Genomic DNA, 15907 nt, shown 5'->3' with positions numbered 1-15907 from the left:
AAAGAGGAGCCGCGACCCCGCGCGGCTGCATATACGAGTGAAAAAAGTGAGGTGGCCAGCCCTAGCGGCGGGTTTCGACCTCTACCGGCAGGCTGAAAAGGCGCTGGGCGCTGGGCTCGTTAGCAAAGTATTCATCTACCCCCGCCAGCACCTCGCGCAGGTGAAACGTTTTGGGCCCCTGTGCTTTCAGGTTGCTGTCTGAGTTGGTGGAGTAGCCGGCTATCCAAGCCGCCGCGGGCCGCACCATTTCGAGGCGCAGCGTGGCGCGGGTGGCCGGGGCCCCCGCAAAGCGCAGCCGGGCAAAGTGGGTGTACTTGGTGAGGGCCGGCTGGGCCTTGGCGGCGGGCTCCTGGGCGAGCGGCCACACCCGCGCCAACGTGGCTGGGGCGGCGTCGTGGGCGGTTAGGTGCAGCGTTTTCAGGCTGGCTTGGCTAGCCTGGCTGGGCGGTAGCGTACTTAGATTCAGGCCAATGACGGCCTCGGCCGGCTGGCCGGCGGTGGGCTTTTTCGTGAAAACTACGCGGGGTGCTTCGCCCGGCGCATCGGGGGTAGGCACCATCCAGCTGCCGGTGGGGTCGAGGTAATCGAGCACAGCGTAGGCAGGCGCAAAGTCTACGTTGTAGTGCGCTTGGGGCTGGCTGGCCAGCTTGCGCAGCAGCCCGGCATCGGCCTGGGCCACCAGGGCCGGGTCGCCGAGCACCCAGATGTAGTAGGGTACCTGCTCGCCGTTCAGCTTCTGCGGCCCGGTGCGGTTGCCGGGGTAAAAATTGCCCCGGTAGTCCGACGTATTGGCGAATACCGACACGGCCAGCTTGGCGGGCTCCACCTCATTCAGCGCGTCTTTGATAAACGTCTTCACGTCCCAAGTTTGGCCTTTGTCCTTGGGCGCGAAAATGAAATCGGAAATCAACAAGCTCACCGTGCCCGGTTTTTTGGCTTGCAGCTTCAGCGCTTCGCTCAGCATTTGGGGCAGCTCCGAGCCGCGCGCCGCGTTTTTGAGGCCGCCGCTCACCGTGCTGCGCATGGCGGCGTAGGTGCTGGGCACCAGCAGGCGGGCGTCGGCGGGCGTGCTTTCCTTGAAAAAATAGTAGGCCGGCTGCGTCGCTTTCTGGGCATTCACGGCCGACAAGAGCTCGGTCACCGTTTGCTGAAAGCCGCTGCCCGTGGCCCCGGCCGCCACCGGGTGCACGAAGCCCTGCATCCCGCCCGACATATCCACGAACACGTTGAGCTGGCTTAGCTTAACCTTGGTGGAGCCGGCGGCCGGCGCTGCCGCAGTGGCGTCCGGGCGCTGCCGGGCTTCTTTGTCGTGCGTGCACGCCGCCAGTAGCGTGAGGGCAATAGCGGCGAAATAGCCTTTATTTTTAGCGGAAAGGCCGGCGGCCGGCAATCGATTGGGCATAAGCAAACGGGGGTGGGGCGGCTAAGCTTTCTCCTCTTCTAGTTGCAAGTAACGACCTTTTAGCGGATGCTGGTATTCGGCATTCCCGATTTCCCAGGGCAAAGACCGTTCCCATTCCCGAGCCTCCCCAGGCTACCCCAGCAGCTCCTCGATATCGGCCCGCGTCAGTGACTTTATCACGGCCTCGTCGGTCGTTATCAAGTCGCTCACCAGTTGTAGCTTGCGGCGCTGCAAGGCCAGGATTTTCTCTTCTACTGTGCCCTGGCTGATGAATTTGTATACGAACACCGGCCGCTGCTGGCCGATGCGGTGGGCGCGGTCGATGGCCTGGGCCTCCACCGCCGGGTTCCACCAGGGGTCGAGGATGAAGACGTAATCGGCGGCGGTGAGGTTGAGGCCCACGCCGCCCGCTTTGAGGCTGATGAGGAAGATTTTGAGGTCGTGGTCGTTTTGGAAGCGCTCGACCTCGGCCTGGCGGTCGCGGGTGTGGCCATCGAGATAGGCGTAGGCGAGCTGGCGCTCGTCGAGGCCGGCGCGCACCAGCGTGAGGTGCTGCACGAACTGGCTGAATACGAGTACCTTGTGTCCTTCCGCTACCACGCTGCGAATCATGCGCAAAATCTCGCGCATCTTGCCCGATTCGCCCTCGTAAGTGGAGTCGGCGAGGCGCGGGTGGTTGGCTATTTGGCGCAGGCGCGTGAGGCCTTGCAGCAGCAGCAGCTGGGTGCCGCCGGCCGGCGTAGGGGCGTGGCCCTCCAGCGTTTCGAGGATTTTGTTGCGGTAAAAGCTCTTAGTTTCTTCGTAAAACTGCTGCTGCTCCTCGGTGAGCGGGCAGTAGCTGAGGTGCTCGGTTTTCTCAGGCAGCTCGCTGGCTACCTGCGCTTTGTGGCGGCGCAGCACGAAAGGCTTGATAAGCGCGTGCAGCTTTTTAGTGCGGCTCTCGTCCTGGTTTTTCTCGATGGGCTTCACAAATTCCTTGCGGAAAAACGCCTGCGTGCCCAGCAAGCCCGGATTGATAAAGGTCATTTGCGACCACAAGTCCATCGTGCTGTTCTCGACCGGCGTGCCGGTGAGGATGAGCCGGTGCCGCGCCCGCAGCTGCCGCACGGCCTGCGCCGTGGTCGAAGAAGGGTTTTTGATGGCCTGCGACTCGTCCAGAATCACGTAGTCGAACTGGTAGCTGGCTAGCAGCTCGGTGTCGAGCCGCACGATGCCGTAGCTGGTCAGCACGATGTCGTAATCAGCAAACTGGGCCACGTTTTTGTCGCGATAGGTGCCCGTGTAGGCCAGCAAACGTAGGCTAGGCGTAAACTTGCGCGCCTCATTCATCCAGTTGTAAACCAGTGAGGTAGGCAGTACCAGTAGCGTAGCTGCTCCCTGACTGGCCCGGCTTTCCTGGCGCTCGAGCAGCATCACCAGCGTTTGCACGCTCTTACCCAGGCCCATGTCGTCGGCCAGGCAGCCGCCGAGGTGGTAGTCCTGCACAAAGCGTAGCCAGTTGTAACCCGCTTGCTGATAAGGCCGCAGCGTGCCCTGGAAGCCCACTGGCAGCGGCCGGTCTTCCACGGCCGCGAAGTCGCGCAGCTTCTCCAGCCGCCGCGTGAGCGTGACGGTGGCGAGGTTATCATTCTCTAAATCAGTAACCAGCGACAAGTGATGGCGCCGCAGCGCCAGCGGCTGCCCTTCGGTTTCTTCGGCAAAAGCAAACAGCTCTAGGTAGTCCGTAAACCACTCGTCGGGGATGAAGGCGACCTGCCCGTTAGGCAGGCGGTACTCGCGGCGGCGCTGCAAAATGTAGGGCCGCAGCCGGATAAACGGCACCGCATACTCGCCAAACCAGACCGTGCCGCGCACATCGAACCAATCGCCGCGTTCCTCAATGCCGACCTCAACCCGCACGGGACCAATGAAATAGTCCTGGCTGGCTGAGGCGCCGCCCTGCACCTGAAAGCCGAGCTCACCTAGGGCCGGGGCATTGTCGTGCAGCCAGCGAAAGGCTTCGGCCTTGGGCAGCGAGGTGTGGCCGTCGGCATCGAGTAGTAGGCCGCGCTGGCGCAGTTCTTCGGCGCGGTCGTTTTCTTCCTTGGCCGAGCGTAGTAGGCGCCTAAAAATATAGGAGTCCGCATCTTCCTCCAATTGCACGCTCATGGGGCGCGGCGGCGTTAGGGGCAGGTCGTAGGCGCCGTAGCGGAAGGTAAGGTTAAAAAAGAGGGGCGCTTCGTCGGTGCCGGCGCCGGGTACTACCACGGGCTTGGGCAGCGGCACCCGGCCGCGCCTAGGGGGGCCGGGCGGGCGCACGGGCACGGTGGGCACGCCACCCGCCGGCACGGGCGGCACGTCCGAAAACGTGAGTTGCGGCCGCGCCAGGTAGCGCTCGGTGCGGATATCAAAGCCGCGCGCGTGCACGTCAAACGACTCCATGAGCGGGGCCACGAACTTCTGGAAGTAGTTTTTCTCCACCGCCCGCGGCACCACGATAAATTTCTTACTCAGAAACGGCAGCAATTTGCGGCCGTCCACGTCGTGGCGGAAGTGGTAGAGCACGTTATCGACCATCAGCCAGGCCGGCTGTTGGCACACCAGAACGGCGTTCTTGAACTGAAAGTCAAGCCGCTGATTCTGATACTGAATCGTGGGAAAGTAATGCGTGCCTTCCTCGTTGCGCCGAAAGTGAAATAGGATGGAAGCGGGAGTAGGGGCCAGCTTCAGCTCGCGCCAGGTGGGTTCGCCATCGCGGCCCATGATGAACACTTGCTTGTCTTGCAGGCCGGCCAGCAAACGACCTAGGCGCGTTTGGACGTGGCGCGAAATGGCTTCTTGCAGCGGCTTATCGCCTTTTTCAGGATGGTAAATCTTCAGAAAAAACTCGGCCGTCGTGATTTTACGCGGCCAAAACTCCTTGATTACTGCCTCCTGCTGCAATTCATCGCAAAGTTTAATCAATTCGTAGTCGTCGTCCTCCAAGCCAGCGGCAAACTCGGGCGCGTTTTTAGAAGATACCGTCTGGTGTTGCAGCGTTAGTTGCCCGCGCGGCCCGAGCTGCACTACGTGCGCCGTAAACAGGTGCCCTAGGTACTCGTGCGCGAACAGCGAGTAGACGAGTTGAAAAGGTTGCGCGGTAGAAACATTCATAGCTGAACACGAGAACGTGCAAGTTAGGCCCGAAAGCTAAAAGTGCACATTCGCTCAGCTTACTCCATTACGCAACATAGTGTTGGGATAATCCCACAATTTGCTAGGTCTACAGGTTCTCCTTTATATCCATCCGCCCGGCATTCAGGGCCGGCCGAATGGAAACTGCCAGCGTAATGGCAATGATGGCCAGGCAGATAAAGAAAATATCGGAGGCCTGCATCTTCACCGGATATGAATCGACAATACTGGTGGCCATGCCCATGCTCACCACGTGGAAGGTCTGCTGCACCCAGCAAATTGCCACGCCCAGCACCAGCCCCGTAAAGGCGCCCACTAGGGCCACAATGGCCCCCACGAGCAAAAACGACTTGCGTACCGTCTGCTCGCTGGCGCCCATGGCCAGCAGCACGGCAATGTCTTTGCGCTTGTCGATGACCAGCATCGAGAGCGAAAAAAAGATGTTGAGCGAGGCAATGAGCAGGATAAAGGCGAACGTGATAAACACGAAGAGCTTCTCAATCTTGATGGCTTTGAGTAGGCTGACGTGCTGCTCATCAGAGTCTTGTACCACAAAGCCGCTACCTAGGCTTTCGCGCAGCTCGTCCTTCACATCTTCGAGCTTAAAGCTGCTGCCCACCCGCACGTAGAGCCCAGTGCGGCGGTTGCCGTAGTTGAGCAGCCGCTGCGCAAAGCTGAGGGGCACAAAAAGGTAGCTGTCGTCGAGGTGCTGCTCTATTTGGAAAATGCCACCCGCCAGAATATTTTCTTCGTTAAACGCCTGGTCAGGATTGATGGACAGCGTTTTGCGGCCCGGCACCTGGCGCGGATACAGCAGCTTGAGCGGGGCCAGGCGGTTGTCGAGCGTGATGCTGAGCTCGTGCTGCACGCCTTCGCCCACCAGGGCATACTCCAGCTCGCCGCGGCTGAGGCGGTGGTCGCCGGCCTTGATGCTGGAATCGATGGGGCTTTGGGTGAAGTAGTTTTCGGATAAACCCCTCATCTTCACCACCATCTGACGGTCGTGGTACTGGAGCAGGGCGTTATCCTCAATGACTTCGGTGACCACGGCCACGCCGGGCATATTCTGCACCTTGGCCAGCAGGGCGGGCGTCATCTCAAACGACTTGCCGTGCACGGCGGTGATGGCCAGGTTGGGGTCGGACTTGCCGTAGAGCGAGCGCACGAGGTCTTCCAGGCCGTTGAATACCGACAGCACCACAATGAGCGCCATCGTGCCCACCGCCACGCCCACCATCGAAATGTTGGAGATGATGGTGATGATGTTGCGCTTTTTCTTAGACAGAAAGTAGCGCTTAGCAATGAGCAACGGAACGTTCACGAGACCGCAGATTTAACTGATTTAACGGATAGAACGGATTTTCTGTGATTCCGGCTTCCTGTTGACTACCGATTTCTATGGCCTGATACAGCGCGAGCGGACCGGTAAAATATCCGTTCTGTTCGTTAAATCTGTGGTCCTACTTCCATGCCTTTACTATCAGGCCGGTGCCCGAGTCGTGCTTGCCCCGGGCATCGAGCCAGTTGAGGAACAGGCAGAACGGGAAGGTGAGGAGGTAGTAAAACGGGAGAAGCACGAAGAACAAGCGCGATTTGCCCAGCATCAAAATCGGATATTTCATGCTGAGGCGCCACGAAATCTGGCCGGGCTCGCCGTAGCTGTAGCTGGCCTCAATGCGCTCGAAGCCCGCGGTGCGCAGCTTCTGCTGAATCTCGTGAATGTTGTAGCCGTCGCGCACGTGCTCCTCGATAAAGCTGGTTTCCGAGTCGGCGTGCACGTCGGAGCCGCCCTGGTCGCTGGGCGTAGAAATGAGCAGCATACCGCCATCCTTGAGCGAGGCGTGGATGTTGCGAAACACCTCCACGTCTTCCAGAATGTGCTCCATCACATCGACCGACAGCGCTAGGTCGAACGAATTGGGCTCTTGGTACAGCACGAGGTCTTGCACCGCAAACTGCACCTGCGGCCGGCCGATGGCGCGAAAAAAGTTGTTGGAATCGGCTACCTGCTCTTCCTTCACATCCACGGCCAGGATGCGCCATAGCGAGCTCAGGCTGCTGAGCCAGTATGAATATTGCCCGTAGCCCGCGCCCGCGTCCAGAATGTCGAGCGGCCCGCGGGTGCGGCCCTTGGCCCACTGCCGCAGCTCGCGGTGCACGTGCCAAGTGCGGAGCAGTAGCAGGTCGAGCAGGTGGTAAAATAAGCGCCGCAGCCACGGCGAGCGGTTGAACACGTTGCCGAGGCTGCGCTTAATCGGGTCGTAATACAAGGGTGAAGGAGTGAATGAGTGACTGAGTGAGCGGGTGAATAAGGCAGTGGATGAGGCGTTTATAAATTCACTCATTCACTCCCTCACCCATTCACTAATTGAAAAGGCGTGGGCGCTCCGGCTGGTCCGCCTCGCCGTCTTCGTCTTCGGGCGGGGCGGGCGGAATGTCGAGCTTGCTCAGCACCTGGTCCATGTGGGCGGCGTAGGCGGCGCTGTCGTCGTGGAAGAAGTTGAGCTCGGGCACCACGCGCGCCTGTTTGCGAATGCGCTTACCTAGGGCAAAGCGGATTTCCTTGGTGTGCTCGCGGATGATTGCTACGCGCTCGGCGGCGTCGTTACCGAGTAGCAGGCTCAGGTACACGCGGGCCACGGCGAGGTCGGGCGTTACGTTTACGGCGCTGATGCTGGGCACCAGGCCGCCGCCAAACAGGTGCGGGAGGTCGCGCTGCAGCACCTGGGCCAATTCCTGCTGGAGCAGGCTGGCCATCTTTTGTTGTCGTTTGCTTTCCATATCTAAGTAGCAAAGGTACTCTTGGATAGTGCTTGGTACTTGGGGTTTGGTGCCTAGGCTGGTAGGCGAGGCTCACCAAGTCGGACAGAAAGCGATGCCTGGTGCCTAGGTAGCACCCGGGCAGCACGGCCGGCCGGAGGAGGCTACTGGATTTGAAGCTGCCAAAACGACCTTTGCAGCTCATTGGCCGGCCTATGCACTAGGCACCAAGCGCCAAGCACTACTCGTTCGATGCTGCATTTTTTTAAAAGCTCCCTCCCGGCCCAGCTGCTGGTGCTGCTGGTGCTCGTGCTGGCGCTGCGGCTGCCGCTGCTCTTGGGGCTGCCGGTGTCGGCCGCCGAGCTGCGCCTACTGCTGCTGGGCGAAGGCATGCGCGCCGGTGCCTGGCCCTACCGCGACCTCTACGACAGCACCGCACCGCTGGCCGCGGCGGCGGCGGGCGCCCTGGAGTTTGCCTGGAACCGCCCGGTGCTGCTGTACCGGGTTGGGGCGCTGGCCATCCTGCTCTTCCAGGCCCTGCGTCTCAACAACGTGCTCAATCGCACCGACGTGCATCCCGAGCGCGGCTACCTGGCGGCGCTCACCTATTTGGTGGTTGGTAGCCTCACCACGCAGCTCGATGAGCTGTCGCCGCTGCTCATTGGCCACACGTTTATTATTTTGGCGCTCAGTGCTTTGCTGCCAACTTCGCGGGATGGCTACGACAACCGCCGGCTATTTCGGGCGGGTTTCTTGATTGGGTTGGCCGCGCTGTGCTACCTGCCGCTGGGGCTATTTGTGGTCCTGGGGCTGTTTGCGGTGCTCATTTTTGCGGCCAATTCGTTTCGGAGTGCCCTGCTGCTGGTTTGCGGTTTTTTGTCGCCGTATGCGTTGGTAGCCACGGTGTTTTTGTACGTAGGGGCGCTGCCCAACTTTGCCCACATGCACTTGCAGCGTGGCCTTAACCTGAGCGTGGCCAGCGTTGATGGCCTGCCGCCGGCGGTGGCGTGGCCGTTGCTGGTGGGGCCGGCAGTGCTACTGCTACTGGCCCTGGTGCGCACTGGCAGCACGGCCCTAGGGCTGGTTTTTCAGGCTAAGTTTCGGCAGCTGATGCTGGTTTGGCTGCTAGTGGCCCTGGCGGTGCTGGTAGTGGGCCGCGGGCTGGCGCCCGGCTCGCCGGTGCTGCTGCTGCCGCCGCTCTCGTATTTTGGCCTGTTTTTGTGGCAAAAGCTGCCCGGCCGGGCCGGCTGGGCCCCCGAGCTATTGTTTCTGGTGGTGTTGGGCAGCGTGTGGGCGCTCCGCTACCGCGAGCTTGTGCCCGGCCTGCAAGGCCTGCTGCACCTGCCCGCCGAAAGCCGGCTGGCGCCCCAGCCCGCGCCCGCCTACAGCCGCCTAGGGGCCAGTGGGCCGGTGCTGGTGCTCGGCCCCGACCGCCGGCCCTACCTCACGCATCCCGCCGCCCGCCCGTACCTCGACTGGCCCCTGGCCGAGCAGGACTTTGGCCACCTCAACGAGTACGCGGCCGTGGTGCGCATTGCGGCCAGCCTTGATGGGCAGCCGCCGGCCTATGTCATCGACCAGCGCGGGCTGATGCCTTCGCTGCGGTATCTGCTGCCGGGGTTATTTGGGCGCTACGAGGCGGTGAGTGGCCTGCCGGGCGTGTACCAGCGGCCTAGGTAGTGGGTAATAGAGGTAATGGGTAATAAGAGTAATGGGTAAGGAGCGTAATATTCAGTTGATATTACGCTCCTTACCCATTACCCTAGGATACTCCGGTGCCCTGGTTGCGGGCTAGCTCGGCATTCAGGGCGGCGGTGCGGTCGCGGCGCACGGCGCGGGCGATGTAAATGCTGAGCTCGTAGAGCAGGAGAATCGGGATGGTCACGATAATCTGGGCCGTGACATCGGGGGGCGTAATAACGGCCGCGATGATAAGGATGACCACAATGGCGTGCTTGCGATAGAGTATCATCAGCTCGGGCGTCACGAGGCCGGCCTTGGCCAGGAAGAACACTATCATCGGTAGCTCAAACACGAAGGCGCACGAGAGCGTCATGGTCGTGAGCGTGCTCAGGTAGCTCTGCAAGTCAATCTGGTTTTCGATACTGGCATCGACCGTGTATGACTGCAAGAAGTTGATGCTCAGCGGCGCGGCGATGTAATAGCCAAACAGTAAACCCAGCACAAACAGGATGGACACGAAGAACACCGCGCCCTGCGAGTTCTTGCGCTCGTGCGGGTACAGGCCGGGCTTGATAAAGCGCCACAGCTCCCAAAACAAGTACGGGAACGTGAGGCAGATGCCGGCCGTAAACGACGTGCTGATGTGCATGGCCAGCTGCCCGCTCATCTCCCGGTTTTGGATGATAAAATTGACCGGGCTGTCGCAGGCGCTGGTCGAACCCACCATCGTGCCAAGCTTGCAGAGCATCCGGTAGGTCCAGAAATCGCCGCGCGACGGCCCCAGAATCAGGGTGTGAAACAGGAATTCCTTCGAGAAAAACGCAACCAGCGAGAATACTACCACCGCAATAGCCGCCCGGATAATGTGCCAGCGCAGCGCCTCTAGGTGGTCAATAAAAGACATCTCCGCTTCGCCCTCGGCGGCCGCGCGGTTCTGCTGAAATTTTTGAGTGGGAGAGGCCAAGGAGTAATTTGAGTAATGGGTAATGGGAGTAATGGGTAACGAGCAGTAGGAGTGGTCATTACTCCCATTACCCATTACTCAAATCACCCTATTGAAACAGCGGGTAGCCTTGCAGCCACTCGTTGACCTGGTGGCGCACGCCGGTGAGGCGGGTCGGGTCGGCGTGGTGCATGAGCGCCTCGTCGATAAGCTCTACAATGCGTGCCATGTCGGTTTCGACCAGGCCGCGGGTAGTTACGGCGGCCGAGCCAATCCGGATGCCGCTGGTCACGAACGGCGACTTATCGTCGAACGGCACCATGTTCTTGTTGATGGTGATGTCGGCCTGCACCAGGGTGTTTTCGGCAAGCTTACCAGTCAGGCCCTTTGAGCGCAGGTCAATCAGCATCAGATGGTTGTCGGTGCCACCCGAAATGATGTCGTAGCCGCGGTTCAGAAACTCCTTGGCTAGGGCCTGGGCGTTTTTCTGTACCTGGTGGGCGTAGCGGGTGTAATCGTCGCTCAAAGCTTCGCCAAAGGCGATGGCCTTGGCGGCAATAACGTGCTCGAGCGGGCCGCCCTGCGTGCCGGGAAACACGCCCGAGTCGAGCAGCGCCGACATGGGGCGGATGTCGCCCTTGGGCGTTTTCAAGCCGAAAGGGTTATCAAAGTCCTGGCCCAGCATGATGAGGCCGCCGCGGGGGCCGCGCAGGGTTTTGTGCGTGGTCGTGGTTACGATGTGGCAATGCTCAAACGGATTGTTCAGCAAACCCTTGGCGATGAGGCCGCTGGGGTGCGAAATATCGGCCAGCAGCAGGGCGCCCACTTCGTCGGCGGCGCGGCGCAGGGCGGCGTAGTTCCAGTCGCGCGAGTAGGCCGAGGCCCCGCAGATAATCATTTTGGGGCGTTCGCGGCGGGCGGTGTCCACCACTTTGTCCCAGTCGATGAGGCCGGTTTCTTTTTCTACACCGTAGAAAGAGGGCTGGTAAATCTTACCCGAAAAGTTGACTGGCGAGCCGTGCGTGAGGTGGCCGCCGTGGCTGAGGTCGAAGCCCAGGATTTTGTCGCCGGGGTTGAGGCAGGCCAGCATCACGGCCGCGTTGGCCTGCGCGCCGGAGTGGGGCTGCACGTTGGCCCAGGCCACGCCAAACAGCTCCTTCACGCGGTCGATGGCGAGTTGCTCTACCTGGTCAACTATTTCGCAGCCACCGTAGTAGCGCTTGCCGGGCAGGCCTTCGGCGTACTTGTTGGTGAGGACCGAGCCCTGCGCCGCCATCACCTGGTCGGAAACGTAGTTTTCGGAAGCAATGAGTTCCAGGCCGTGGGTTTGGCGCTGGCGCTCCTGCTCGATGAGGGCAAAAACGGTCGTGTCGCGCAAGGCGGCGGGGGCGAGGGTTGGGGCAGTGGCTTGCATGGCCCCAAAAGTACAACCGCGGATGAGGGGACGCGGGAAATGACAAGTAAGTAGTTTGAGTTACTTTCACCCGCAAGCCGGGTGGTCACCCACGTTTTGCGTAATTCGCAGCGATTGAGGTCATTTTAAAGCATCTTGCCCCATGCCTACACTTCTACAACGCGCCCGCACGCTTACTACCCTAGGTGCCCTGCTGCTGGCCGCCTGCTCCAAAGACAATGCGGTCCCAACGCCCCCTAGCAGCTGGCAGGTCGACGGGCAGGTGCTTCAATCAGAAAAAGTAACGGTAGAAGTTGGTACCCCCACCTACAACGCGAATACCATTACGATAAGCATCTGGCAGGATATCAGCACGGCTACCTCTACTGGTTCGGCCGTGGCGCTTACCCTGCGGGTGCCCAACCGGGTGGGCACCTACAGCCTGCCTAGCACTAACACGAATATAAGTGCCGGCTATTCCGATTACGTAAGTCCTGGGCAAGGCAGCAACCTTTATGAGGCCGTTAGTGGGTCCATCACCATTTCAGCTCTTACGAGCAACTCCGTTGCGGGCACCTTTTCTTTCGTGGGTGCCGAGCTGTTTAATAAGCAGCATACCAAGCGTATTACCGACGGCCAGTTTAGCAAAAGCTTTTAGCGGGCAAGCTTTGGCAGCAGTGGCTATGCTCACGCGGGTGCCTGTTGCATGTCTACGCAATGGGGTAGGGCTCATCGCAGTTCTCTACCAGATACAGCGCTCATCTATATGAGGCCAATGGCTCCGGCTCTCGCGACTACGTAGGCTTCAATTTTTGAGAGAAAATCAGCCCAGAAAAAAGCCCCGGCCATGTGGCACGGGGCAGTATTCTTGGCTTAACAGCGCCTAGGTTAGGCGTAGCTGCCTTTGCCGTTGTCGGGCTTGTTGTGGCCGCGGTTGGGGTGCGTAACGCCCGCGTCTTCGGCTTCTTCGGCGAGGCGCTCTTCGGTGGCCTCGTCTAGGTCACTGGCAGGCAGCGCATCAGCTTTAGGCTGCTCGGGCATACCGGGCTGGTTTTTGTCGGTCTGCGACTCTTGATTTTGCTCAGTGTGGTGGGTAGCCATCGGAAAAGGAAGTAAGAGAAGTAAAAACGACGCGCCGAGCGGCCGACGCTAGCGGTTCGGGTGCGTTTGGGGCGCGTCCTGGGCTTCTTCGCGCAGGCGTTTGTCGGTTTTTTCGTCGCGCTCTACGTCGTTGTCTTCGCCGGTGCCGGCGGCTTGCTTAGCTACGTTGGGGCCACCCTGGTGCGATTCGCCCTGCTTGCTCGATTTGTGGTCTGCCATGATTGAGAAGTGGTTAATTGTTAGTTGGTAGTGATTAGTTTTTAGTTGGTAGTGCTTAGTTGTTGGTGAATAAACTATCCACTAACAACTAAGCACTACTAACTAAGAACTGCTTAAAAGCCTTGGTCGATGGCCGAATCCTGGGCGTTGGGGTCAGTCAGCTCAGCGTTAGTATCGGTGCCGGTAATGGGTTTGAGTGCTTTGGGGGCCATTTGGCCCATGCCTACGTGCGAGTCGGCGTCCTCCATTTCGTCGGGGCCGGGGCGCATATCGTCGGCGTCGAGCTCATCGACGGGGCCGCGGTGGGGGCGCTGGCCATTTTCGTCGCGCTCGTCGTCGGGGCTGGGCAGGTCTTGGTTGCGGCGCTGGTCGGCGCCTTCGTCGGCAGTGCGCATGTTGTCGCCGGGCTGCTGGTCGTTGGGCGAGTCAGTGCGGGCATTCATGGCCACGGCCGTGATGCCTTCGCTGCTATCAGTGCCGAAGCCTTCCTTGCCATCGCGGTTGCCAAAGCCCCCGCGGGCCGCTTCATTTTTGGGTGGGTCAGCATTCGGAATGCGCAGGCCAGCCGCAAATTCTTCTTCGGTAGTGTCGTCGTTGATGACGCGGATGGGGCGGTTGTTGGGATCGACAGACATAGAACGGGGAGCTTAGCAAATTGGTAGGGGAGTTTACTTGCGTTTGGGCGTTTGGGTTGTTGGCCTGTACCGTGGACCCTGCGGGTCCGCGAGTGAGTAGACTGGCTAACAGGGCTTGGCCGAGCCTATGGTTCCCTGCCCGCTTGCAGACTCGCAGCGTCCGCGCTACAGCAGCCCTACCTTTGCCCCATGCCCGAAGCCGCTGCCCTCACCCTTGTGCCCACGCCCATCGGCAACCTCGAAGACATCACGCTGCGGGCCATCCGCACGCTGCAAGAGGCCGACCTCATCCTCTGCGAAGACACCCGCACTAGCGGCCGCCTCTTGCAGCACTTGGAGATTAAAAAGCCGCTGCAAGCCTACCACCTGCACAATGAGCACCAGGTAGTGCCTCGCCTGCTCGAGCGCTTGGCCAAGGGCGAGCGCATGGCCCTTGTCAGCGACGCGGGCACGCCGGGCATCTCCGACCCCGGCTTTTTGCTGGTGCGCGAGTGCCTAGCCGCCGGCCTGCGCGTGGAGTGCCTGCCCGGCCCCACGGCCTTTGTACCGGCCCTGCTCAAGTCGGGCTTTGGGGCCGAGCGGTTTTCCTTCGAAGGGTTTTTGCCCGCCAAAAAAGGCCGCCAAACCCGCCTGCGCGAACTAGCGCGGGAGACGCGCACGTTGATATTCTACGAGTCGCCGCACCGCATCGTGAAAACCCTCACGCAACTGGCCGAGGTTTTTGGCCCCGAGCGCCCGGCCTCCGTCAGCCGCGAGCTGACCAAGCTTTTTGAAGAAACCCTCACCGCGCCGCTCGGCGAGCTGGCCGCCACGCTGGCCGCCCGCCCCACCATTAAGGGCGAAATAGTGCTGGTGGTGGAGGGCATAAAACTGGAAAAAACCGAACGCCGCAACAAATACGATGACGCTGACGACGCAACCGATGACTCCAACGACGACGACGCAGCCGATGCCCCCGACGACCTCGACCCTGCCGACGCCGACTAGCGCCCTAGGTCGGCTTTGGCAGTCGCCACCGCTGCTGGCGCTGCTGGGCGCGGCGCTGCTGTGGGCAGGCTGGCCCACGCACCCCGCACCGTTCACGCTGCTGCTGTTCGTGGGCTTCGTGCCCTACCTGCGCCTCGAGCAGGTGCTGACGGCGCAGGGCGCCCGGCGCGGGCGGGTGTTTGCCATGTCGTACCTATTCTTGGTGCTTTGGAACGCCTTTACCACGTGGTGGGTGAGCTACAGCACCCTAGGCGGCGGCATTGCGGCCGTGGTGCTCAACGCGGCGCTCATGTGCCTGCCGCTCATGGCGTTTCGGCGCACTAAAGAGCGCCTAGGGGCGAAAATGGGCTACTTTTCGCTGCCCATCTACTGGATAGCCTTCGAGCAGCTGCACCTGCACTGGGACCTTACCTGGCCCTGGCTCACGCTTGGCAACGGCTTTGCCAGCGTGCCCAGCTGGGTGCAGTGGTATGAGTACACCGGCTTTTTGGGCGGCTCGGTGTGGCTGTGGGGCGTCAATATTCTGATATTCTGGGCGTGGGCGGGCCGGCGGCGCCTACCCTACTGGACTAATAGCTGGCCGGCGCTGGCCATCGGCTTACCCCTGATATTCTCGTTCGGCCTCGGCCGCAGCTACCAGGAAAAGGGCCCCGAGGCCGAAGTGCTCGTCATTCAGCCCAACATCGACCCTTACGAAGAGAAATTCCCCGGTACGGCCCGCTTCATTACCTTCGAAGAGCAGCTCAAACGCTTGCTCGACCGCACCGAGCAGAACATTGCGCCCCAAACGCGCCTCGTGCTCTGGCCCGAAACCACGCTCGACGAAACGTACTTCGAAACCACCTTCGACCGCGAGGCCAAGGTGCAGCACATTCGGCAGGTGCTGCTGGCCCGCCACCCCGGCCTGAGCTTGCTCACGGGCATCACGAGTGTCGTGCGCTACCCTGATAAGGAACACGCCACCGTCACGGCCCGCCACCGCGACGACCTAGGGTACTACGACGTGTTTAACACAGCCGCCTTCTTCCCCGATGCCAGCGCGCCGGCCCAGTTTTACCACAAGTCGCGGCTGGTGCCGGGGGTAGAAAAAATCCCGCCCGTGCTCACCGGCTTGCTCAATAATATTGACCTAGGGGGGGTGGCCGGCTCCTACGGCTCGCAGGAGCAGCGTACCGTGTTTGCCTCGCCTGGCACGCCCGCGCTCCGGGTCGGACCCATCATCTGCTACGAAAGTATTTACGGCGATTTCATCAATCAATACGCTCACAACGGCGCCACGCTGCTCGGCATCATCACCAATGATGGCTGGTGGAGCGACTCGCCCGGTCACGAGCAGCACCTCGTGTATGGCGCCCTGCGCGCCATCGAAACCCGCCGCGACGTAGCCCGCTCAGCCAATACCGGCATCTCCGGCTTCGTAAATCAGCACGGCGAAATAACGCAGCGCACCGGCTGGTGGGTGGGCGCCGCCGCCCGCAGTGTGGTGCACCTCAATGACGAGCAGACCTTTTACGTGCGCTACGGCGAGCTCATCGGGCGCGGTGCGCAACTGCTGGCCGGGCTGCTGGTGCTGGGCGCAGTAGCCGGGCCGCTAGTGCGGAAAAAATAGCGCGAAGTTTCGCAAAGTCGGG

At 61.0% G+C, this 15907-nt stretch carries 14 protein-coding genes; 4 read left to right on the top strand and 10 right to left on the bottom strand.

Annotated elements, in window-relative coordinates; genetic code table 11:
* Window positions 1-61: 61 nt before the first annotated feature.
* The 5 genes from ACFSDX_RS14975 to ACFSDX_RS14955 form a co-directional block, all read right to left on the bottom strand.
* Window positions 62-1402 carry a hypothetical protein gene (locus ACFSDX_RS14975; protein ID WP_382314913.1) on the bottom strand — a complete coding sequence of 447 codons (1341 nt, stop codon included), beginning with the start codon at window positions 1400-1402 and terminating at the stop codon, window positions 62-64.
* Window positions 1403-1534: 132 nt separating this feature from the next.
* Complete coding sequence (locus ACFSDX_RS14970; RefSeq protein WP_382314912.1) at window positions 1535-4534, bottom strand: DEAD/DEAH box helicase; 3000 nt, start codon at window positions 4532-4534, stop codon at window positions 1535-1537.
* A gap of 109 nt (window positions 4535-4643) precedes the next feature.
* Entirely contained in the window at window positions 4644-5876 is a 1233-nt protein-coding gene (locus ACFSDX_RS14965) for an ABC transporter permease (RefSeq protein WP_382314911.1), read from the bottom strand.
* Between the two features lie 139 nt (window positions 5877-6015).
* The gene (locus tag ACFSDX_RS14960; RefSeq protein WP_382314909.1) at window positions 6016-6825 is read right to left on the bottom strand and encodes a class I SAM-dependent methyltransferase; all 810 of its coding nucleotides are present in this window, start codon (window positions 6823-6825) and stop codon (window positions 6016-6018) included.
* Window positions 6826-6919: 94 nt separating this feature from the next.
* Entirely contained in the window at window positions 6920-7336 is a 417-nt protein-coding gene (locus tag ACFSDX_RS14955) for a ribosome-binding factor A (protein ID WP_382314907.1), read from the bottom strand.
* A 231-nt stretch (window positions 7337-7567) separates the two neighbouring features.
* On the opposite strand from ACFSDX_RS14955, the gene ACFSDX_RS14950 reads away from it, so the two are divergent.
* Entirely contained in the window at window positions 7568-8995 is a 1428-nt protein-coding gene (locus ACFSDX_RS14950) for a hypothetical protein (RefSeq protein WP_382314905.1), read from the top strand.
* Window positions 8996-9077: 82 nt separating this feature from the next.
* Here ACFSDX_RS14950 and tatC read toward each other — a convergent pair whose 3' ends face one another.
* On the bottom strand, window positions 9078-9962 hold the full coding sequence (gene tatC / locus ACFSDX_RS14945; RefSeq protein ID WP_382314903.1) for a twin-arginine translocase subunit TatC: 885 nt from the start codon (window positions 9960-9962) through the stop codon (window positions 9078-9080).
* An 88-nt stretch (window positions 9963-10050) separates the two neighbouring features.
* The gene (locus ACFSDX_RS14940; RefSeq protein ID WP_382314901.1) at window positions 10051-11355 is read right to left on the bottom strand and encodes a serine hydroxymethyltransferase; all 1305 of its coding nucleotides are present in this window, start codon (window positions 11353-11355) and stop codon (window positions 10051-10053) included.
* A gap of 142 nt (window positions 11356-11497) precedes the next feature.
* Between ACFSDX_RS14940 and ACFSDX_RS14935 the strand changes: the two genes are divergently transcribed.
* A complete protein-coding gene (locus ACFSDX_RS14935) occupies window positions 11498-11992 on the top strand; it encodes a hypothetical protein (protein ID WP_382314899.1) in 495 nt (164 codons plus the stop codon).
* A gap of 230 nt (window positions 11993-12222) precedes the next feature.
* Here the strand turns inward: ACFSDX_RS14935 and ACFSDX_RS14930 are convergent, their stop codons facing one another.
* The 3 genes from ACFSDX_RS14930 to ACFSDX_RS14920 all read right to left on the bottom strand — a co-directional run bounded on the left by ACFSDX_RS14930 (window position 12223) and on the right by ACFSDX_RS14920 (window position 13289).
* Window positions 12223-12435, bottom strand: coding sequence for a hypothetical protein (locus tag ACFSDX_RS14930; RefSeq protein WP_382314898.1), 213 nt, complete (start codon window positions 12433-12435; stop codon window positions 12223-12225).
* A 48-nt stretch (window positions 12436-12483) separates the two neighbouring features.
* Complete coding sequence (locus tag ACFSDX_RS14925) at window positions 12484-12654, bottom strand: hypothetical protein (RefSeq protein WP_382314896.1); 171 nt, start codon at window positions 12652-12654, stop codon at window positions 12484-12486.
* A 113-nt stretch (window positions 12655-12767) separates the two neighbouring features.
* Window positions 12768-13289: a hypothetical protein gene (locus ACFSDX_RS14920; RefSeq protein WP_382314894.1), complete on the bottom strand. Its 522-nt coding sequence runs from the start codon at window positions 13287-13289 to the stop codon at window positions 12768-12770.
* A 189-nt stretch (window positions 13290-13478) separates the two neighbouring features.
* Here ACFSDX_RS14920 and rsmI point away from each other — a divergent pair, with 189 nt between their 5' ends.
* Both rsmI and lnt read left to right on the top strand, forming a co-directional pair.
* Window positions 13479-14276, top strand: coding sequence for a 16S rRNA (cytidine(1402)-2'-O)-methyltransferase (gene rsmI / locus ACFSDX_RS14915; RefSeq protein ID WP_382314892.1), 798 nt, complete (start codon window positions 13479-13481; stop codon window positions 14274-14276).
* Window positions 14212-15885, top strand: a complete 1674-nt coding sequence (gene lnt / locus ACFSDX_RS14910) for an apolipoprotein N-acyltransferase (RefSeq protein WP_382314890.1) — start codon at window positions 14212-14214, stop codon at window positions 15883-15885. The genes rsmI and lnt overlap by 65 nt, the downstream gene beginning before the upstream one ends.
* The last annotated feature ends 22 nt before the right edge of the window (window positions 15886-15907 follow it).

The organism is Hymenobacter bucti, from assembly GCF_042681145.1.
In the GTDB taxonomy this organism is placed as follows: Bacteria; Bacteroidota; Bacteroidia; order Cytophagales; family Hymenobacteraceae; genus Hymenobacter; species Hymenobacter bucti.
This window is presented reverse-complemented; position numbering and strand designations above follow the sequence as displayed.